This is a genomic window from Arthrobacter sp. Soil764, assembly GCF_001428075.1.
Lineage (GTDB): Bacteria > Actinomycetota > Actinomycetes > Actinomycetales > Micrococcaceae > Arthrobacter.
The window spans coordinates 1-18,085 of sequence record NZ_LMSI01000023.1 but is presented as its reverse complement, the minus strand read 5'-3'; the positions used below and the strand labels follow the sequence as shown (position 1 = coordinate 18,085).

Annotated in this window: 16 protein-coding genes and 1 pseudogene; 4 read left to right on the top strand and 13 right to left on the bottom strand. The window is 68.6% G+C overall.

Annotation, left to right across the window (positions count from 1 at the left end):
• Window positions 1–3: 3 nt before the first annotated feature.
• Window positions 4–1,383, bottom strand: a complete 1,380-nt coding sequence (locus ASG86_RS16835; protein WP_056336969.1) for an MFS transporter — start codon at window positions 1,381–1,383, stop codon at window positions 4–6.
• A gap of 127 nt (window positions 1,384–1,510) precedes the next feature.
• Between ASG86_RS16835 and ASG86_RS16830 the strand changes: the two genes are divergently transcribed.
• The gene (locus ASG86_RS16830; RefSeq protein WP_056336967.1) at window positions 1,511–2,428 is read left to right on the top strand and encodes a LysR family transcriptional regulator; all 918 of its coding nucleotides are present in this window, start codon (window positions 1,511–1,513) and stop codon (window positions 2,426–2,428) included.
• A 28-nt stretch (window positions 2,429–2,456) separates the two neighbouring features.
• On the opposite strand, the gene ASG86_RS16825 is transcribed toward ASG86_RS16830, so the two are convergent.
• From ASG86_RS16825 to ASG86_RS16775, 11 genes are all read right to left on the bottom strand, one after another.
• Window positions 2,457–3,374, bottom strand: a complete 918-nt coding sequence (locus tag ASG86_RS16825) for a spermidine synthase (protein ID WP_056336964.1) — start codon at window positions 3,372–3,374, stop codon at window positions 2,457–2,459.
• Window positions 3,375–3,406: 32 nt separating this feature from the next.
• Window positions 3,407–4,939 carry a D-glycero-beta-D-manno-heptose 1-phosphate adenylyltransferase gene (rfaE2, locus tag ASG86_RS16820; protein WP_056336961.1) on the bottom strand — a complete coding sequence of 511 codons (1,533 nt, stop codon included), beginning with the start codon at window positions 4,937–4,939 and terminating at the stop codon, window positions 3,407–3,409.
• A complete protein-coding gene (locus ASG86_RS16815; RefSeq protein WP_056336958.1) occupies window positions 4,936–6,387 on the bottom strand; it encodes an aldehyde dehydrogenase family protein in 1,452 nt (483 codons plus the stop codon). The genes rfaE2 and ASG86_RS16815 overlap by 4 nt, the downstream gene beginning before the upstream one ends.
• Window positions 6,388–6,475: 88 nt before the next feature.
• Complete coding sequence (locus ASG86_RS16810) at window positions 6,476–7,192, bottom strand: SDR family oxidoreductase (protein WP_056336955.1); 717 nt, start codon at window positions 7,190–7,192, stop codon at window positions 6,476–6,478.
• Between the two features lie 58 nt (window positions 7,193–7,250).
• Window positions 7,251–8,636, bottom strand: a complete 1,386-nt coding sequence (locus ASG86_RS16805) for a PfkB family carbohydrate kinase (protein WP_056336952.1) — start codon at window positions 8,634–8,636, stop codon at window positions 7,251–7,253.
• Window positions 8,633–9,283, bottom strand: coding sequence for a D-sedoheptulose-7-phosphate isomerase (locus ASG86_RS16800; protein WP_056337456.1), 651 nt, complete (start codon window positions 9,281–9,283; stop codon window positions 8,633–8,635). Before ASG86_RS16800 ends, ASG86_RS16805 begins: the two co-directional genes overlap by 4 nt.
• Before the next feature lie 86 nt (window positions 9,284–9,369).
• Window positions 9,370–10,635, bottom strand: a complete 1,266-nt coding sequence (locus ASG86_RS16795; protein WP_056336949.1) for a glycosyltransferase — start codon at window positions 10,633–10,635, stop codon at window positions 9,370–9,372.
• Window positions 10,632–11,666 carry a glycosyltransferase gene (locus tag ASG86_RS16790; RefSeq protein WP_056336946.1) on the bottom strand — a complete coding sequence of 345 codons (1,035 nt, stop codon included), beginning with the start codon at window positions 11,664–11,666 and terminating at the stop codon, window positions 10,632–10,634. The genes ASG86_RS16795 and ASG86_RS16790 overlap by 4 nt, the downstream gene beginning before the upstream one ends.
• Window positions 11,663–12,751, bottom strand: a complete 1,089-nt coding sequence (locus ASG86_RS16785) for a glycosyltransferase family 9 protein (RefSeq protein WP_056336943.1) — start codon at window positions 12,749–12,751, stop codon at window positions 11,663–11,665. The genes ASG86_RS16790 and ASG86_RS16785 overlap by 4 nt, the downstream gene beginning before the upstream one ends.
• The gene (locus ASG86_RS16780) at window positions 12,751–13,287 is read right to left on the bottom strand and encodes a D-glycero-alpha-D-manno-heptose-1,7-bisphosphate 7-phosphatase (RefSeq protein WP_056336940.1); all 537 of its coding nucleotides are present in this window, start codon (window positions 13,285–13,287) and stop codon (window positions 12,751–12,753) included. Before ASG86_RS16780 ends, ASG86_RS16785 begins: the two co-directional genes overlap by 1 nt.
• 222 nt (window positions 13,288–13,509) lie before the next feature.
• Window positions 13,510–14,460 (bottom strand): sigma-70 family RNA polymerase sigma factor, encoded by a 951-nt coding sequence (locus ASG86_RS16775; RefSeq protein ID WP_056336937.1) that lies wholly within the window; start codon window positions 14,458–14,460, stop codon window positions 13,510–13,512.
• A gap of 150 nt (window positions 14,461–14,610) precedes the next feature.
• Between ASG86_RS16775 and ASG86_RS16770 the strand changes: the two genes are divergently transcribed.
• Window positions 14,611–15,651 carry an NAD-dependent epimerase/dehydratase family protein gene (locus ASG86_RS16770; RefSeq protein ID WP_056336934.1) on the top strand — a complete coding sequence of 347 codons (1,041 nt, stop codon included), beginning with the start codon at window positions 14,611–14,613 and terminating at the stop codon, window positions 15,649–15,651.
• Window positions 15,652–15,675: 24 nt separating this feature from the next.
• Here ASG86_RS16770 and ASG86_RS16765 read toward each other — a convergent pair whose 3' ends face one another.
• The gene (locus ASG86_RS16765; RefSeq protein ID WP_156386212.1) at window positions 15,676–16,359 is read right to left on the bottom strand and encodes a hypothetical protein; all 684 of its coding nucleotides are present in this window, start codon (window positions 16,357–16,359) and stop codon (window positions 15,676–15,678) included.
• A gap of 187 nt (window positions 16,360–16,546) precedes the next feature.
• On the opposite strand from ASG86_RS16765, the gene ASG86_RS16760 reads away from it, so the two are divergent.
• Complete coding sequence (locus ASG86_RS16760; protein ID WP_056336927.1) at window positions 16,547–17,605, top strand: hypothetical protein; 1,059 nt, start codon at window positions 16,547–16,549, stop codon at window positions 17,603–17,605.
• A pseudogene (locus ASG86_RS16755) lies at window positions 17,605–17,973 on the top strand (phage holin family protein); the annotation flags it as partial. The gene ASG86_RS16760 and the pseudogene ASG86_RS16755, both read left to right, overlap by 1 nt.
• Window positions 17,974–18,085: the final 112 nt, after the last annotated feature.

Genomic DNA, 18,085 nt, shown 5'->3' with positions numbered 1-18,085 from the left:
GGCTCAGCGTTGCGTGGCGCTGAGCAGTCCCTCGCGGGCGGCGTCTTCCTTGTCCACGTCCTCCAGGGCAATGCCCTTGGTTTCCTTCAGGCTCAGGACGGCCACGCAGGTGATGGCGCAGGCCACAACCAGGTAGATGGCGGTGGGCACCCAGGAGCCGGTGTCCTTGAGCCACTGGGTGGCCAGCAGCGGCGCCAGCGAGCCGGCGAAGATGGAGGTGACCTGGGATCCGAGGGAGGCGCCGGAGTACCGCATGCGGGTGGGGAACATCTCGGCCATGATGGCCGGCTGCCCGGCGTACATGAGGCCGTGCAGGCAGAGGCCGATGGTGACGGCAAGGACGATGACCAGGGCGTTCCGGGTATCGAACATGGGAAAGGCGAAGAACGGCCAGGTGGCACCCAGGATGGCGCCGGCCAGGTAGACGGGCTTGCGGCCGATCCGGTCCGCCAGGCGGCCGTACTGCGGGATGACGGCGAAGTGGATGACGTGCGCGATCAGCAGTGCCAGCAGCAGCGATGAGGTGTCGTACTTGTGCACGCTCTTGAGGTAGACAATGGCGAAGCTGACCACCAGGTAGTACATGATGTTCTCCGCGAACCGCAGGCCCATGGCCTGGAAGATGCCCTTGGGGTACTTGCGGAGCACCTCGAACACGCCGTAGCTGACAGCCTGTTCCTTTTCGACCAGTTCCTTGGCTTCGAGGAAGATGGGCGCTTCGCTGACGTTGGTGCGGATGTAGTAGCCCACGAAGACGATCACGGCGGAGAGCCAGAAGGCCACGCGCCAGCCCCAGCCAAGGAAGGCTTCACTGGTGAGGGTGGTGGACATGATGTACAGCACCAGGGTGGCCAGCAGGTTGCCCACCGGAACGGCGGCCTGGGGCCAGCTGGACCAGAACGCGCGGGTCTTGTTCGGGCTGTGCTCGGCCACGAGGAGGACCGCGCCGCCCCATTCGCCGCCCAGCGCGAAGCCCTGGATGAACCGCAGGAACACCAGCAGCGCGGGAGCCAGATAGCCGATGTCGGCGAAGCCGGGGAGGCAGCCCATCAGGAACGTGGACACGCCGATGATCACGATGGTGAGCTGCAGGGTGGGCTTGCGGCCCAGCTTGTCGCCGATCTGGCCAAAGACGATCCCACCGAGCGGCCGCGCGACGAAGCCCACGGCGTAGGTGAGGAAGGCCTGGATGATCCCGTCCAGCTCATTGCCGGTGGCGGGGAAAAAGTACTTGCCAAAGACCAGGGTGGCCGCGGTTGCGTAGAGGAAGAACTCGTACCACTCCACCACCGTCCCCACCATGGAGGCGGCAACGATTTTCTTCAGTCCCGATCCCTTGGGTGCATGCCCGGCCTCGTTGGCCCGGCGTTGCTCAATGCTCATGGTTCTCCTCAGTGTCCACATTGACACGCGCTGTGATCTCCAGCACAAGTGACTCAGATGAGTATTGCTGCACAATCGGGACACTTCAATGCCCAAAGCGGCACGAAACCTGTGCACAATTGCAGATATGAACGCCAATCCCGATGACCTCCTGGTCCTGCTCGCGGTGTCACGCTCCGCAAAGTTCACGACGGCGGCGCAGGCGCTGGGCTTGAACCACACCACGGTTTCCCGCAGGATCGCCGCCCTGGAGAAAACGCTCGGCGGCCGGGTGCTGTCCCGGGCCGCGGGCGGCTGGGAACTCACGGAGCTCGGCGAACGGGCCGTGCGGGCGGCGGAACAGGTGGAGGAGGTGCTGGGCACGCTGGGACCGGCCGGCCAGGCACCCGACCCGATTGCCGGCGTCGTGCGTATGACCGCGACGGACGGCTTCAGCGCCTACATTGCCGCTCCGGCCGTGGCGCGCCTGCGCCGGGACCATCCGGGCCTGAGCGTGGAGGTGGTGACCATGACCCGCCGCGCCCTGCAGCAGCGGTCCGGGCTGGACATCGAGGTGGTGGTGGGCGAGCCGCAGGTGCACCGCGCGGAGGCCATCCGGCTGGGCGAATACCGCCTGGGGATGTATGCCTCCCGCGCCTACCTGGCGGAGCATGGAACTCCGGCCACTGTGGCCGAGCTCAATGCGCACCCGCTGGTCTATTTCGTGGATTCAATGCTGCAGGTGGATGACCTCGACGCGCCGCGGCGGCTGGTTCCGGCCATGCGGGACGGCCTCACCTCCACCAATGTGTTCGTCCATGTGGAGGCCACCAGGGCCGGGGCGGGCGTCGGGTTCCTGCCGTGCTTCATGGCCGACCTGCACGATGACCTGGTCCGGCTGCTGCCCGACCAGATCGGCGAGCTCCTCCCCTACTGGCTGGTCCTGCGCCCGGATTCGCTGCGCCGCCCCGCCGTGGCCGCCGTCGTGCAGGCCCTCCGGGAACGCATGGCGGAACACCGCGAAGCGCTCCTGGGCAAGGGAAATTCCTCATCGACTGCTGAGTAACTGCCGTTTAGGGGCCCCAAAACGGCAGTTACTCAGCAATCGACGGGGGTGGCGGCGGGTCGTGGCGGACTGGTGCCCCCGCGGCGAAGGCCCGGACCTGGGCGTCGTCCCAGAGGTGCGCCGGCACGGCACCGCCCAGCAGCCGGCGCCGGAGCTGGGGGTCGTCAACGATCGGCTCGTCGCTGCCCGCCATCACCATGTTTCCGTACCGCCGGCCCTTCAGCATGGCGGGGTCGGCAATGATGACCGTGTGCTTAAAGGCGGCCGCGATGGTGGCCGCGTCCTCGCGGGCATTCCGGAGGTCGGGGGCGTCCCCGGAATTGGCCACGTACAGGCCGCCCGGGGCAAGGACCCGCTTGACGTGCTGGTTGAATTCCGTGGTGGTCAGCGGGCGCGGGGTGTGGGCACCGGCAAAGACGTCGCGGATGATGAAATCCCGGGTGTGGGCCGTCAGGGTCTCCGTCACGGCCCGGGCCTCGCCCACGCGGATCCGGAGCAGCGGCGCCTTGGGAAGGGCGAACCAGTTGCGGACATACTCGGCGAGCTTCCCGTCCAGTTCGACCACCACCTGGCGGGCGTCCGGGTACGCCGCGGCGAAGTAGCGTGCCATGGAGCAGGCGCCGCCGCCCAAGTGCAGTCCGCGCAGTTTCGCCGACGATGCGTCCGACGGCGGCCAGCGGGACTCGACGAGCGCGGCCATCCACCGCATGTACTCGAAGTCCAGGAACAGCGGATCGGCGAGGTCGATGTGCGAGCTCATGACCCCGTTGATCTTCAGGAGCCAGCCGGTGGAGTTGTCCTGGTCCGCCACCAGTTCGCAGTCACCGGTATCGATGTAGTAGACGCCCTCCACCGGACCGCTTTGGCGGGAGCCCGCAGGAACGTCCACCACACCGGCCACCGCACGGATGCTGTTCCGGCCGCCTGACTTTCCGCGTTTTGCCATTACCCGTGCCGCGCTTCAGTCATGCTTCAACCTTAGTTGGTGGGCACTGCCCCTTCGCCGTCGCGGATCCGTTTCACCACCGCGGTGGTGGACCGTTCAGCCACATAGTCCAGGATGGCTACCCGGCCGCCGTACTCTTCCACTGCCGGGGACTCCGCCAGCATCCCGGGCGTGTAGTCCCCGCCCTTGGCATAGACTTCGGGCCGGAGCCGCCGGATGAGCGGGGTGGCGGTGGGGGTGTCGAACACCGTCACGTAGTCCACGCAACTGAGCGCGGCCACCACCGCTGCGCGGTCCGCCATGTTGTTGATGGGCCTGCCCGGGCCCTTGAGCCTGCGCACCGAATCATCGCTGTTCAACGCCACCACCAGGATGTCGCCCAGCTGCTTGGCCTGGTTGAGGTACCTGGTGTGGCCGCTGTGCAGCACGTCGAAGCAGCCGTTGGTCAGCACGATCCGCTGCCCCTGCGCACGGTGCACCTCGATCTGCCGCTCCAGTTCGTCCCCGGTCAGGGCAGTATCGGCGAAGGCCTCCAGGTAACGGCTGAGCTGGGCGGTGCTGCACACGGAGGTGCCGGGCTGGTGGACCACCACGTCCGCGGCCGACTGGGCCAGGTCCAGGCTGGCGGTCAGCGGCAGCCCGGCGGCACGGGCCAGGGTGAGGGCGGCCACGAAGGTGTCCCCTGCCCCGGACGCCTGCTTCTCAGCGGCCGGCCGGGCCCACGTCCGGTGCCGCACGCCGTCGGGCATCAACAGCACGGTTCCGTCCCGGTCCAGGGTGACCACCACGGCCCGCGCACCGGTTTCCTGCAACAGTGCCGCAGACTCCGCGGCCACGGCTTCCACCCGTTCCTGGCCCTCCGGCAGTTTCTTGTCCAGCAGCCGGGCGGTTTCCTGCGCGTTGGGGGTCACCAGGTCCGGCCGCACTGCGGCCCAGGGACGCGGATCATGGGCGTCAACCACCACCAGCGGACGGTCGGCGCCCACCGTGTCAGCACCCAGGACACCGGCAAGTGCCGTGCGGACGGGGTCCGCCACGACGCCGGTTCCGTAGTCACATACCAGCACGGCGTCCTGGCGTTCGACGGCGGCACGCACCGAGGCGGCGAGCGCGGCCAGCGCGTCGGCCGGGACGGTCCTGGCCGCGTCATCGAGGCGCAGCATCACCTGTCCGCCGCTGCTGATCCGGATCTTGGTGGTGGTCACCATGTCCGGGTGGGTATGCAGGTGCCGGACGTCGATGCCTGCTGCAGCAAGCTGCCCGCGGAGGTCCTCGCCGGCGTCGTCGGAGCCGATGATCCCTGCCACCGACACTTCCGCTCCCAGGGCGGCCAGGTTCATGGCGGTGTTGGCTGCGCCGCCGGGAACCGATTCGCGGGACTGAATATCCACCACGGGCGCCGGGGCTTCCCGGCAGAGCCGCTCGATGCTGCCGCTCCACCAGCCATCGAGCATCACATCGCCGATGACCAGGATGGAGGGCTGTTCCGCGGCCAGCCGGCCGGGGAGCCAGTCGGACAGTGCCCGCTGGGTGGACAGGTCGATGGATTCCGGGGACTCGCTCATGGCAGGTCCTGTTCCTCGATGACGGAACCGGCTCCCGAGCCTGACGGTGCCGGCGGAGCTTCAACGTGCACCACCTTGACCTGGCTGAACTCGTCCAGGAGTTCAGGCCCGTAACCGAACCCCGCGCCGCTCTCGCCGCGGGGCTGGGCTGCGCCGCCGGGGGCACCGCCGAACACCGCATTCACCTTTACGGTCCCCACGGGGAGTGCGGCCACCGCCTGCTGAATGTGCGCGATATTGCCGCTCAGGACGGTGGCAGCCAGTCCGTACCGGCCGCTGCACGCCAGGCGCAGGCCGTCGTCGAAGGTGTCCACCACCTGCACCGGAGCCACGGGTCCGAAGGTTTCCTCGGTCATGACCTGCATGGTCTCGGTGCAGTCCAGCAGGACGGTGGCCGGGTAGAACGACCCCGGTCCGTCGGGAAGCGCACCGCCTTCAACCGCCCGCGCCCCCTGCGCCAGGGCCTCGGTGACGTGGGCATGGACTGCGTCGCGCATCCGCAGGTCAACCAGCGGTGCCACGCTTCCGCTGCTGTTCCGGAGCGCAGCCTCCGCCTCCAGGGCTTTGGAGAACTCGGCGGCGATGTCCTTGTGCACGTAGATCCGTTCCACGGACGTGCAGATCTGGCCGCTGTTGCTGAAAGCCCCGATGGCAGCCTGCTGCGCGGCCCACCTGGGGTCTACGTCGCGGTCCACCAGCAGGGGATCGTTGCCACCGTTTTCCCTGAGCACGTGCGCACCCGTGAGCGCAGCGGCCCGGGCGATCCGTGCACCCGAGGCGCTGGATCCCACGTGGGCGATCACGTCCACCTCAGCCTGTGACAGCGCCGCACCCACGTCGGCACCGCCGGAGATGGTCTGGAAGACGCCGGCTGGAAACGCCGGTGCCAGGACCTCGCCCAGCGCCTCCCCCAGCCGGGGGCAACGCTCGCTGGGTTTGTGGATGACCGCGTTGCCCGTGACCAGTGCGGCGCCGATCAGCCCGCAGGCCACAGCCACCGGATCGTTCCACGGAGTCAGCAGGACGGCGACGCCCCGGGGTTCGGCCAGCGTGTAATCCGAGGCCAGCCGGTTGCCGCGGAGGCTGCGGCCGCGGTGGACCGGGCCCAGTTCCGCGTACTGTTCCAGGGTGGAAACGCCGGCGGCAATACCTGCCAGCGCTTCTTCCTCCGGACGGCCGGTTTCGCTGGCATTCAGCCCCGCGAGCTCCCGGGCCGCTGCCGCCAGGGCTTTGGCGGCCGCCTTGAGGGCTGCGCCCCGTTCGGCAGGTGCGGTTGCCGCCCAGCCCGCTGCCTCACCGCGCGCCACGCTGACGGCATGGCTGACTGCCTCCGGCCCCGCTTCGGGCACCGTCCAAAGCACTTCACCGGTGCGCGGATCCTGGATGGTGATGCCGGAGCCCTCTGCTGTCCGGGTGCCTGCGGTTGTTTCAGTGGCTGTGGTGGGCATGGTGTTCCTCCCGCCTTTCAGGTGCTGGATATGTCGTTATGTCGCTGGTTCGGCTGCGGCCGTCAAGAGTGCAGTGGCCGGTGGCGGCTTAGGGCCAGGAGCCCTCTTCCTCGTGGCAAATCAGCATTTCGCGGACCTCGCAGCCGGTGGGCTGGTTAAGGGCGAAGAGGATGGCCTGCGCGGTGTTGGCGGGGTCATTGAGCCGGGAATCGTCCTGCGGCTTGTACTGTTCGGTGCGGTCATCGAAGAACCGGGTCTTCATGCCGCCGGGAATCATGGTGGTGACGCCGATTTCGCCACCGGTTTCCGCGGCCAGTGCGTGGCTGAACCCCACCACGCCGAACTTGGAGGCGCAGTAGGCGGTGGCATCAGCCACGGCGCGCTTTCCCAGGGTGGACGCCACGGTTACCACGCGGCCGTGGGTTTCCTTGAGGTAGGGCAGGGCGGCGCGCACTACCGAGACGGTGCCCATGAGGTTGACGCCGATGACCTTTTCCCACTCGGTCGCCTCCACGTCGGCGAGCTTGCCGCAGCGGTCGATGCCGGCGGCCGTGACCACCGCGTCCAGGCCGCCAAGGGTCTCGGCGGCTTCGCGGACGGCCTTCTCCACGGCTGCCCGGTCGGCAACGTCCACCTCGAACGCCTTCACGCCCGAGACGCTGCTGATGTCACGGTCCAGGACCACCGGGGTGCCGCCTGAGCGGAGGACGGCGTCGACGACGGCGGCTCCCAGTCCGGAGGCACCTCCGGTAACCAGGACGCGGCCGGGGGTGGTGGATGCGTTTGCAGTTGCTTCTGCGGTCATGGTGTTCCTTTCAAGAGGGAAAACAAGTCAAGGGGCAAAAATGAACGGGCTGGGCGGTTCAGCTGACCTTGGCGAGGGCGTCCGCCAGGCCGGTGGTGGAGCGGGCGGGATGGAAGGGGACGGTGAGGCAGCGGCCGCCCCAGCTTTCCACCAGGTCCGCCTCCGGGAGCCGGGCTCCCTTGTAGTCGCCGCCCTTGACCCAGATGTCGGGACGGAGCCGGTCCAGAGCGGCCTCGGGCGTGTCCTCGTCGAAGACCATCACCGCGTCCACGCATTCCATCGCCAGGAGCAGTTCCGCCCGGTCGTGCTGGCCGATGATGGGACGCTCCGGCCCCTTGAGCCGCCGTACCGAGTCGTCGGAGTTGAGGCACACGATCAGGCAGTCCCCCAGCTCGCGGGCTGCCGTGAGGGACCGAATGTGGCCGGCGTGGATCAGGTCGAAGCAGCCGCCGGTGGCAACAACCTTTCCGCCGCTTTCGCGCACCGAGCGGGCCAGCAGCAGCGGTTCCGTGGTCCGCCGGCCGGCGGCCGGCGCCGAATGCCCGGCGGCAGCATCTGCAGTGTCCGGCAGGGCCGAAACTCCCCCGGCCGCCAGGAAATCCGCGGCGTCATGCACTGCCAGGGCCGCCGCGTCGGGCAGGTCCCGGCCGGCGAGGAGGTGCACGGCCAGGCTGGCTGCCAGGCGGTCGCCTGCCCCGCACGGATCACCCGCCTCCACGCGGGGCGCAGGAACGGCACGGGCAGCAGCATCCCCCTGCCGCAACAGGACCGCCCCTTCCTCGCCCTTGGTCACCAGCACGGCCTGGCTGCGCCACCGCTTGAGCAGGATTTCCGCCACGGCGTCTGCCGAGCCTGCCGCGCTTCCGGGACCGGCCTGGACGGCCTTGGTGGCTTCGGAAATGTTCGGAGTCACCACGGCCACCCCGGGCACGGGTTCCGGCCCGGAGGGGTGCGGGTCCCAGATAATCGGCACGTCATCGGCGAGCCGGGCCAGCACGTCCCGCAGCTGCGGGTTGGCAGCCAGCCCCCTTCCGTAGTCTGCAACGATGACCACGCCGGCGTGTTCCACGGCGCGGAGCATGGCGGGGCTGACATCCGGAACGGGCGTCTTTTCACAGCCCTGGTCAAAGCGGACCACCGGATGCGAACCCGCCCGGACCCTGGTCTTGACCGGCGAGGGATAGCCGCTGGTCCCTGCGACGAGCCGCACCCCGGCGAGGTGCGCACGCAACTGGCTGCCGGCGTCGTCATTGCCCAGGACTGTCACCAGCGTGACGGGCCAGCCGTCCTGGGCCAGCATGCGCGCCACCAGGCCCGCACCGCCGGCGCGGCGGCGCACGCCCGAAACGTCCACGACGGGTACAGGGGCGTCCGGGCTCAGCCGGGTGGCTTCACCGGAAAGGTCGACGTCGAGCATCACGTCGCCCACAACCACGATCCTCATGGCCGGCCCCCTCTCGGGAAGCCGGGGACAACGGCTGGAGTGTGGCGGGCAACTTCAAGGTCGAAGGCGCGGCAGATGGCATGCAGGGCGATCAGGTGCCCCTCCTGGGCGTTGGCGTTGAGGGCGTCGATCATGACGGCCTCATCGCAGGCGTCCGCCAGCGGGTTGGGTCCGCAACCGGTGAGCGCCCAGGTGGTCACGTTGAGCCGGGACGCCGTTTCCGCGGCGCGCAGCAGGTTGGGGCTCTTGCCGCTGGTGGACAGCAGCATCAGCACGTCGCCGGAACGGGCATGGGCCCGGACCTGCCGGGCGAAGACCTCGTCGTAGCCGTAGTCATTGGCGATCGCGGTCACGGCCGACGACTCGGCATGCAGGGAGATGGCGGAGAACGGGACCCGCTCGCTGTCGAACCGGCCCACCAGTTCGGCGGTGAGGTGTTGCGCCTCCGCGGCTGAGCCGCCGTTACCGGCGGCCAGCAGCCGCTGCCCGCGCAGCAGGCGCACCGCCAGCTCCACGCCCCAGGCGGCGAGCCTGCCGGACTGGCTGCGGAGCGACTCCAGGGCAGGAACCACGTTGTCCAGGTGGGTGCGCACGGCATCGGCGCTGGCGGCATCCACGAAGGTGGCGCCGGGGAGCACCGCAGGCAGCGACGGGGCCGCAGTCAGGGTGCGGAGGTCTGCCTGCCGCAGGGATGCCTCGCGCACGGACGATTCACGCAGGGATGATTCGGCGGTCACAGAGCGGCTCCTTCCATGGGTACATTGCCGGCCGAAGCGCCGGCCTGGGCGCCGGCGATGGCCAGCTGGTAGGCCTTTTCGGTTTCCGCTGCCACCCGGTCCCAGGAGTACCGGGTGCGGGCGCGGCGTTCTCCTGCGTGGCCGAGTTTTGTTCGAAGGGCAGGGTTTTCCAGCAGCAGTGACAGGGCCGAGGCGATGGCCTCCGGATCCCGCGGCGGGACGTGCAGGCCGGTGGTGTGGTCCACCACCGTGTCCCGGAGCCCGCCAACCGCTGCTGCCACCACGGGGATGCCGCAGGCCATGGCCTCCAGCGGAACGATGCCGAACGGCTCGTACCAGGGTGCGCACACCACGGCGTCGGCGCTGCGGAAGATGCCGGGCATCTCCGAACGGGATACCTGCCCCTGCAAGGTCACCTGTTCAGACACGCCGAGCTGGGCGGCGAGGTCCAGCAGGCGGCGGATTTCGGGGTCGGCGTGCATCACGTTGGTGTCTCCGCCGCCGCCCACGATCAGGAGTTCGACGTCGTCGAATCCTGCCGCCTTGAGGTACGGGAGCGCGCGGATCACCAGGTCCACGCCTTTGCGTGGCACCAGGCGCCCCACCGACAGGATGCGGTAGCGGCGCTTCCGCGGTGCCGCCGGGCCATCCGCCGAGAAGAAGCCCAGATCCACGCCGCAGGGCGCGATGGAGATCTTGCCGGTGGCGATGCCCATGGCTTTCAGCTCGAAGACCTCGTCGGAGCAGGTGGCGATGATCCGGTCCGCGGAACGGCCCACGCCGGGTTCGAGCCAGCGGCGCGCCTCGGGGCTGGTATCTTCGGCGCCCTGGTGCCGCCGCTTGACGGTGCCCAGCGCGTGGAACGTTTGGAGCATGGGCACGCGGTACCCGGTGTCGGGCCGCCTGGCGGCGTCCAGGGCGGCAAGGCCGGACATCCAGAAGTGGCCGTGCACCACGTCCGGCGGCCGGTGCCCCCAGTCCCTGGCCACGCCATCCGCGAGTTCGCCCATGTAGGGCAGCAGCTCATCCTTGGGCACGTGCCGAGCGGGCCCGGCGTCCACGTGGACCACTTCAAGGCGGCGCCCCACCCGGACCCGTGCGGGGAGCTCCGTTGCGTCCCTGCGGGTATAGACGGTGACATGGTGGCCGCGCTTGGCAAGGGCCTCGGACAGCGCGGCAACGTGAACGTTCTGTCCGCCGGCATCCACCCCGCCCAATGCCGCCAGCGGACTGGCGTGTTCGGAAATCATGGCGATCTTCATGGTGTCTTCCTCTCCCGCGCCGGAACGAGGATCCGCTCGTCCGGCCGCTCGTTGACGGTGTGCCGCGGCCGGATCCGCAGGTCCGCCAGCAGCCCGTCCCACCGGTGCTGGAACTTGCCCAGGCCGTATCGCTCCAGCGCCGCCTCCCGGGCGGCGACTCCCCGCCGTCGGGCTTCCTCCGGATTGGCCACCAGCCGCGCGGCACAGCGGAGCAGCTCGTCGACGTCGGCGGAGACGATGCCCGCTTCCTGCGGCACCGCCCGCGGAGCCTCAGTGGTGGCCAGCACCACCACCGGCATGCCCAGGTGCATGGCTTCCAGCAGGGACAGCCCCAGCGAGGTCCAGCGCATGGGGTGGACATAGACCCGGCAGCGGGCGAGTTCCCGGTGCAGTTCCCGGGTTTTCAGGTCGCCCCGGGACGTCAGACGCGAAGCCTCGATTCCGGTGGCTTCTGCCAGGCCTTCGGTCTTCATGCCGAATACCTGCAGCGGTGCCACGGACGCGAAGGCCGGCAGCAGGTCCGTTCCTGTGACCCGGCCGCGGCGCACCGGTTCGTTGACCACTACCCCCAGTTCCGGCAGCTCACCGGTGTAGAGCTGTCCGGGGTCCGGGATTCCGTGCTCGATCACGGTGGTGGGAGCGGAGCCGTTGTCCCACGCCAGCCTGTTGAAGTGGGTTACGTGGACCAGGGGGATACTGTTTTGGTCCGCGAGCGGGTGGCTGGTGTTGGGGAAATTGCCTTTGGGCGTGTTGTGCTCCACGAACACGGCCGGAAGGTCGACGCCCGGCATCCGGCCCAGGGTGCGGGCCACTTCGTCGATCTCTTCCGGGCGCTGGAGGACCACGGCGTCCACCGCGTCGGGGTCGAGCGTCGCCAGGTCCACCTCCCGCACCGATTCCGGCCAGTCCCTGCCGGCGCGGCCCAGCCCCCACGCTCCACCTCCCGGCAGGACGGGAAGCAGGTACTCATGACGGCCGCGGACAAAGGCGTCCGTCCAGGAACCGTGGACATGCCAGAGCAGGATTCTCATCTGTTGCGGGCCTTTCTACGGGTGCTGACGTGGGTGCTGAAGGAGCTCACTCCGCTGATCAGGCGTTCCACCGCTGCCACCACTTCCTCCGGCGATACCGAGTCGAGGCAGGGGTGGCCCGGCACGGGGCAAACCCGGGCGCGGGACATGCGGCAGGGCGCGTTCTGGTCCCCGAGGAGTTCCAGGGGCACTCCATAGGGGGCCCAGCGGATGGCCGGGACCACGGGGGAAAACAGGCACGCCACCGGTGTTCCCACGGCGGCGGCCAGGTGGGCCGGGCCGGTGTTGCCGCTGACCACGGCATCGGCGCCGGCCATGACGCCGGCCATGGTGGAGAGGTCGGTACGCCCGCCGAGGTCCAGGGCCGAGGGGCCGGCCACCGTGGCGGTCAGCGACTTTTCGCCGGGGCCGCCGGTCACCACCACCCGGTAGCCCGCGCCCTGGAGGAGTTCGACGGCGGCGGCATGGTGCAGCGGGGGCCAGGCCCTGGCGGGGACGGCGGCTCCGGGATGGACCACTACATAGGGTTCCTCACCTACCAGGCCTGTCACGTCCGGTACGGACTTCACGTGCAGCTTCCCGTCGTCTCCGGCGGGGAGCCGGAAGCCCGCTGCCCCGGCAATGCCCAGTGCCCGCTCCGCCTCAGGCTGGTCTTCAGGGAAGTCCTCACCCGGTTTGAGGCGGACATCCAGCAGGGAGCCGGCGTAATCGGTGGAGGCGCCGGTGATGCGCTCCACGCCTGCCAGCCGCAGCAGCAGGGCCAGCGGCAGCGGCGACTGGTGGAAGGACGTGAGGATGACCGCTTCGGTGATCCGGGAATTACGGACGTATTCGATCAGCCGGTCCGCGTGCGGCCCGGTCATTTTGGGCGCCGGGTTCATGATCCAGGGACTGTCCCAGGTGTAGACCTCGGCCACGCCCGGGAGCAGCGCCGCTGCCGCTTCACCCTGCCGGCCGCACAGCATCACCACATGGTTGGTGCTGCCGCCATACTGGGCCCGGCCGTTGGCCACCGCCCGCACGGCAGGGCCTGACAGCAGGACGTCGCCCATGCTGTCCAGCCGGGCCACCAGGACGCGCCCCATCAGGGCGTCCCCTGCAGCAGGCCGACGGCGGACGCCAGGTCCGGGGCCACCAGGCGCGCCGCGGCCACTTCCTCGGCACGGGTCACGGGTGTGGGAACCAGGACGCCGGTGGCACCGGCCGCCTCGGCAGCACCCACGTCGGCGCCGATGTCCCCGATCAGGGCGGCTTCGGACGCGTGGATGCCCAGTTTGCGGCAGGCGCTGTGGACCATGCCCGGGGCGGGTTTGCGGCAGGCGCAGCCGTCCTGCTCGGCATGCGGGCACACTTCCCACACGTCGAAAGGGCCGAGCAGTTCTTCCACCCGGGCATTGACTTTTGCCACGTCCGCGGCCGTGAGCAGCCCGCGGGCAATCCCCGACTGGTTACTGACCACACCGGTAGCGATGCCCTCAGCCCGCAGGCTATCCAACACTGCCTTGGCGCCGGCCATTGGCCGTACTTTGCCGGGGTCCCCGTTGTAGGGCACATCGACCACCAGGGTCCCGTCCCGGTCGAACAGGACAGCCCGGAGCTTGGACGTTTCAGAGCTTCCCATAAACGAACTGTTCCCTCCTGCTGCTGCTCTAAACAGGGACACGGGGTTTTTCAGCCGCAGGACCGGGTTCTCTTGCGCGGCTGAACAGGCAAGATAGGAATTTCGTTGCTGCAGATACCCCTTCCCGGCCCCCCGCCGCCTCCTCCGCGCACCCGCCGGTGACGTGCCTCCGAAGCCGCCGCCCGCCGTCGTCCGTTCCCTGTTGCCCGTGCAGGACCGGCCTTACCTGGTCCTGGTACCGCCCAGGCGGCGGCCGGCTGCACCCACGCCGGCGTGCCCGTTCCTTGCCTCCCGGAAGGACGCCATGTGGTTGGCTGACCGCTCTGCCTGCGCAACCCGGGATGACGCTGCACTGCCCGCAGTGTCTTCCCTCGCGCCGAACTGGGCACTGGCCTCAAGGCGACGCTGAAGCTCCACCAGTACCTTGGCCAGGCGTCGGGACACCTGCATCTGGGACATTCCCAGCCGCTTGCCCAGCTGCACCTGCGTCTCCTCGCAGAAATACCGCCGGTACAAAAGCTCCCTGTCCGAATCGTCCAGGTCCTGCATGGCGTCACGCAGGCAGGCGAGTTCCTCGAGCCGTTCCAGGGGCGTCTCAGGGCAGGCAAGGACCTCGCCGATGGACGGGGCATCCGAGTTGGGGTTCACGGCGTCAAGGGAATCCGGGTGCATGCTGCTGGATGCCGAGATGGCCTCCTGCACCTCCGCCGGATCGGTTCCCAGCTCACCGGCCAGTTCCTCAACGCTCGGGTTCCGGCCCAGCGACTGGGTCAACTCCGGCTCTGCCCGGAACAGCCGGGTCCTCAGGTCCTGGATATGGCGCGGCGGGCGCACCACCCACGTCCGGTCACGGAGATACCTCTTGAGTTCGCCGGTGATGGTGGGTGCGGCGTAGGCAGGGAAACTCTCACCCTTGGCTTGGTCGAAGCCGCGCGCGGCCTTCACCAGGCCCAGATAGGCCACCTGGTTCAGGTCCGCCCGCTCCCGGCCACGGGCCTCAAAGCGGGCGGCAAGGGCTTCGGCGAGGTCCAGGTACCGTAGGACCAGGTCGTTCTCGAACGTTTCCCGCAGCCTTCCTGAGGTGGCGGGAGGAGTTTGTTGTTGTGCCGGCTGGGAGTGTTGGCGGTGGACAGGATCGGCGTCCACGGCAAATGCGGCAAAGGATTCGGGCATGAGTGTTGGTTTCCCTCGGTCTGGTTCCGAAAGCCTGCGGCAAGACTTAGAAGTAGGAAATCATAAGGTTGCTTATAAAACAATGCTTCTCCGCTATAGGCTCGTCATGTAAGGCCGCAACCAGTCCAAACCTGCCAAGGAGTCGTTGCCATGCGCATTGCCATCACCGGGGCCAGCGGAAATGCGGGAACAGCACTGCTGCGCAACCTGCAGGGCCACCTCGCCCACAAGCCAGGCAGCCTGCAGCTGGTGGGGATCAGCCGCAGGCTGCCCGACACGTCCCGGGAGCCCTATAGCGGCGTGGAATGGCACGCCCTCGATGTGGGCCTGGACCAGGACAGGCCAGCGCTGGAGAAAGCACTTGAGGGGGTTGACTCGGTGGTCCACCTTGCGTGGCAGATCCAGCCGAACCGCAACCTCGAGCTCCTGCACCGGACCAATGTCACCGGCACGAAGAACGTCCTCGATGCTGCGGCAAAAATGGGTGTGAAGCAGGTGGTGTGTGCGTCGTCCGTTGGCGCCTACAGCAAGGCGGACAAGGACCAGCGCAGGGACGAGTCCTGGCCGGCCTCAGGAATGGCGGGCTCGCACTACAGCCGGCATAAGGCCGAGCAGGAAAAGCTCCTTGACCAGTTCGCGGCCGCGGAGCCGGAGATTTCCGTCGCCAGGCTCCGGCCGGCGCTCATCTTCCAGGGCAAGGCGGGAAGCGAAATCGGAAGGTACTTCCTGGGGAACATCTTTCCGCGCCTGGTACCGCGGAAACCCTGGGTTCCACTGCTGCCGGCCCCGGATAACCTGATCTTCCAGGCGGTCCATGCTGACGACGTGGCAGAGGCCTACTGGCGGGTGGTGGACCAGCGGGCCAGCGGTGCCTTCAACATCGCGTCCGAGCCGGTTTTGACCCCGCAGGAACTGGCCCGCATCCTGGGCGCCAAGAGAATCCTCCCCATTCCCATGCGGCTGCTTCACGCCATAGTGGACCTTACGTGGCGGGCACGCATCCAGCCCACGGACTCGGGATGGGTGGAGATGGCGGCGGGGGCGCCCATCATGGACACCAGCCGGGCGCAACGGATCCTCGGGTGGGAACCACGGGTGTCATCGGTGGACGCCGTCAAGGAACTCCTCGCGGGCATGGGAACGGGGAAAGGCGTCAAACCTTCCCCCGTCCTCAAACCGCGGCGGCCCTAAACCCCAGCCACCCTCCCGCCGGCCTTAGATGCGCGGATTTTCCTCCCCGCGGACATCACGCCCAGCGGAGGTGCCGGTATTTCCCGTCGCGGTGTTTTCCGCGTCGCGATTGCGCCGCCGCCCGGATTCTGCTTCCGTCACTTCTGCGGGCCTATCCGTCCCGGCGCCGCCGGGAAGGGTGTCATGGCTTCCGCGGTCATCCCGTCCCGCGTCGGCATGGCGGCCGTCCCTGTACGCCGCGTCCCGGTCGCCATCACGGACAGCACCTGCGTCGGCAGGTCCACGCCCGTCATGTCCGGCGTCACGGTACTCGCGCCGCTCCTCAGTGCCCTCAACGCGGTCCCGCCGGCTGCCATCGCTTCCGACATCGGGATCGAGTTCATCCGCCTTCCGGGTGCGGCTGGCGACGTCACCCCGCAGGGACTGGGCCTCGTGGGCCCGCTGCTCGGCTTCCTGCCGAAGGCGGGCCGCGTCAACCTGCGCCTGCTCTGCATCGGCACGCGCGCGGATGGCCTTGGCCTCGCGCTCGCGGGCGTCGATTTCCATGTTCTCGGCTTCACGCCGGATCTCGGCGGCCTTTTCCCGGTGCTCCTGGTCGCGTTTCTGCTGCATGGCCTTGCGGCGCTTTCCGCCGGCCAGAAGGAGCACCACGATCAGTGCCACCACAACAATGGCAACTATCACCCATACCCATGGAGCTGTATCCATGTTTCCCACCACTTTCCACTTCGTTGTGACCGGGCAGGCCCTCGCCATTCCGGCTGACATTTTTGGAACGGTTATAACTCGCTTAGCAAGGGTACTTACTTTTTATTAGTAACCATGCTTATCATTTTACGGCCAGTATTGCTGGTTCTTGATCAACAACCGGCCTTCTTGGAAAGAGAGAGCGAAGATGACAGAGAACCAATGGCCCGAGGACCCCGCTTACACGACTCCTCCGGGCAGTACAGGAATCCCCGGTGAGCGGGAGGCCACTACCTTCCCGTCAACAGCCGGCCCCTACACGGGCGAGGCCGGAACCGGCTACGCCACCACCGATCAGACCTCTGCGTCCTCGCGTAAAGAGGCTGCCAAGGAAGAAGCAGCCGACGTGGCCCGCACTGCCGCCGGGTCTGCCCAGAATGTAGCCCAGACGGCCAAGGGCGAGGCCGCTAACGTTGCCCACGAGGCCAAGGCCAACGCCCAGGACCTGTTCCACCAGGCGAAGTCGGGCCTGACCAGCCAGGCCGGCACCCAGCAGCAAAAGGCCGCCGAGGGCATCCGCAACATTTCCAGCCAGCTGCACAGCATGGCCAGCGCACCGGACCAGCAGGGCATGGCCAGCGACCTGATCCGGCAGGCAGCCGATCGCACGTCCTCCATGGCGTCCTGGTTGGAGAACCGGGAGCCCGGTGACCTCCTGAACGAGGTCCAGCGGTTTGCCCGCAACCGGCCCGGCATGGCGTCCTGGTTGGAGAACCGGGAGCCCGGTGACCTCCTGAACGAGGTCCAGCGGTTTGCCCGCAACCGGCCCGGAACGTTCCTGCTCCTCGCCGCCGGCGCCGGCGTCCTGGCCGGACGCCTCACCCGCGGCCTCACCGCAGGCGCCCCCGACTCGTCCACCGGCACCGGGGCTGCGGGCCTTTCCGGCCAGTACTCCGGGACCCCTTACGGTGACCAGTACAACCGGACAACCCCCGTTGCCGGCGGAACCGTTCCGCCGCCGCCGGTCCAGCTCCCCGGCCCGGCCACCACGACAGCAGGTTACGACGGCGGCGCACCGGGCAGCAGCTACCCCGAGGCAGCGGGTCCGGCCAGCGGCCTCGACAGCCCGCAGCTGGTGGAGGAGCCCTGGTCCGGGAACCAGCTGTCCGACGACCCGCTGCGTGACCGCGCACTCGCCGACGATCCCATGGCGAACGACCCCCTCACCCAGGACCGCACCCGGGGTGGCCAGACGGGTGGTCTGTGATGAGTAGCCAGATTCCGGAGATGCCGCCGAGTGAGGCGCATATGAAGGCTGACAACGCGTCGCTGGGTGAGTTGCTGGGGGATGTGACCCGGGACCTGTCCACGCTGATGCGCCAGGAAGTGGAGCTGGCCAAGGCCGAAGCGAAGCAGTCCGCCACCCGTGCAGGGAAAGGCGCCGGCATGCTCGCCGGCGCCGGCGTGGGCGGGCACTTCGTGCTGCTCTTCCTGTCCCTGGCCCTGATGTGGGCCCTGGGCGCCATCATGCCCCTGGGCTGGTCCGCGCTGATCGTCGCCGTGATCTGGGGCATCATCGCCGCGGTCCTGGCCTCCATCGGCCGCAAGGAACTCAAGCAGATCAAGGGCCTGCCCCATATACGTAAAAGCTACGCGGCGGCACTGTTCTTTCACCGCCTCCGCAATTTCGTCCACGCCGTGACCTACGGCGCCGCTCCGGCCCGCAGCATGCCGGCCGACAACGGCG

Excerpts from the sequence above, each read along its gene's own strand:
- ASG86_RS16830 (WP_056336967.1), top strand. The coding sequence starts at position 1,511 with ATGAACGCCAATCCCGATGACCTCCTGGTCCTGCTCGCGGTGTCACGC.
- ASG86_RS16770 (WP_056336934.1), top strand. The coding sequence starts at position 14,611 with ATGCGCATTGCCATCACCGGGGCCAGCGGAAATGCGGGAACAGCACTG.
- ASG86_RS16785 (WP_056336943.1), bottom strand. The coding sequence starts at position 12,751 with ATGGGGCGCGTCCTGGTGGCCCGGCTGGACAGCATGGGCGACGTCCTG.
- ASG86_RS16825 (WP_056336964.1), bottom strand. The coding sequence starts at position 3,374 with ATGGCAAAACGCGGAAAGTCAGGCGGCCGGAACAGCATCCGTGCGGTG.
- ASG86_RS16810 (WP_056336955.1), bottom strand. The coding sequence starts at position 7,192 with ATGACCGCAGAAGCAACTGCAAACGCATCCACCACCCCCGGCCGCGTC.
- rfaE2 (WP_056336961.1), bottom strand. The coding sequence starts at position 4,939 with ATGAGCGAGTCCCCGGAATCCATCGACCTGTCCACCCAGCGGGCACTG.
- ASG86_RS16805 (WP_056336952.1), bottom strand. The coding sequence starts at position 8,636 with ATGAGGATCGTGGTTGTGGGCGACGTGATGCTCGACGTCGACCTTTCC.
- ASG86_RS16780 (WP_056336940.1), bottom strand. The coding sequence starts at position 13,287 with ATGGGAAGCTCTGAAACGTCCAAGCTCCGGGCTGTCCTGTTCGACCGG.
- ASG86_RS16790 (WP_056336946.1), bottom strand. The coding sequence starts at position 11,666 with ATGAGAATCCTGCTCTGGCATGTCCACGGTTCCTGGACGGACGCCTTT.
- ASG86_RS16815 (WP_056336958.1), bottom strand. The coding sequence starts at position 6,387 with ATGCCCACCACAGCCACTGAAACAACCGCAGGCACCCGGACAGCAGAG.
- ASG86_RS16765 (WP_156386212.1), bottom strand. The coding sequence starts at position 16,359 with ATGGATACAGCTCCATGGGTATGGGTGATAGTTGCCATTGTTGTGGTG.
- ASG86_RS16775 (WP_056336937.1), bottom strand. The coding sequence starts at position 14,460 with ATGCCCGAATCCTTTGCCGCATTTGCCGTGGACGCCGATCCTGTCCAC.
- ASG86_RS16835 (WP_056336969.1), bottom strand. The coding sequence starts at position 1,383 with ATGAGCATTGAGCAACGCCGGGCCAACGAGGCCGGGCATGCACCCAAG.
- ASG86_RS16760 (WP_056336927.1), top strand. The coding sequence starts at position 16,547 with ATGACAGAGAACCAATGGCCCGAGGACCCCGCTTACACGACTCCTCCG.
- ASG86_RS16795 (WP_056336949.1), bottom strand. The coding sequence starts at position 10,635 with ATGAAGATCGCCATGATTTCCGAACACGCCAGTCCGCTGGCGGCATTG.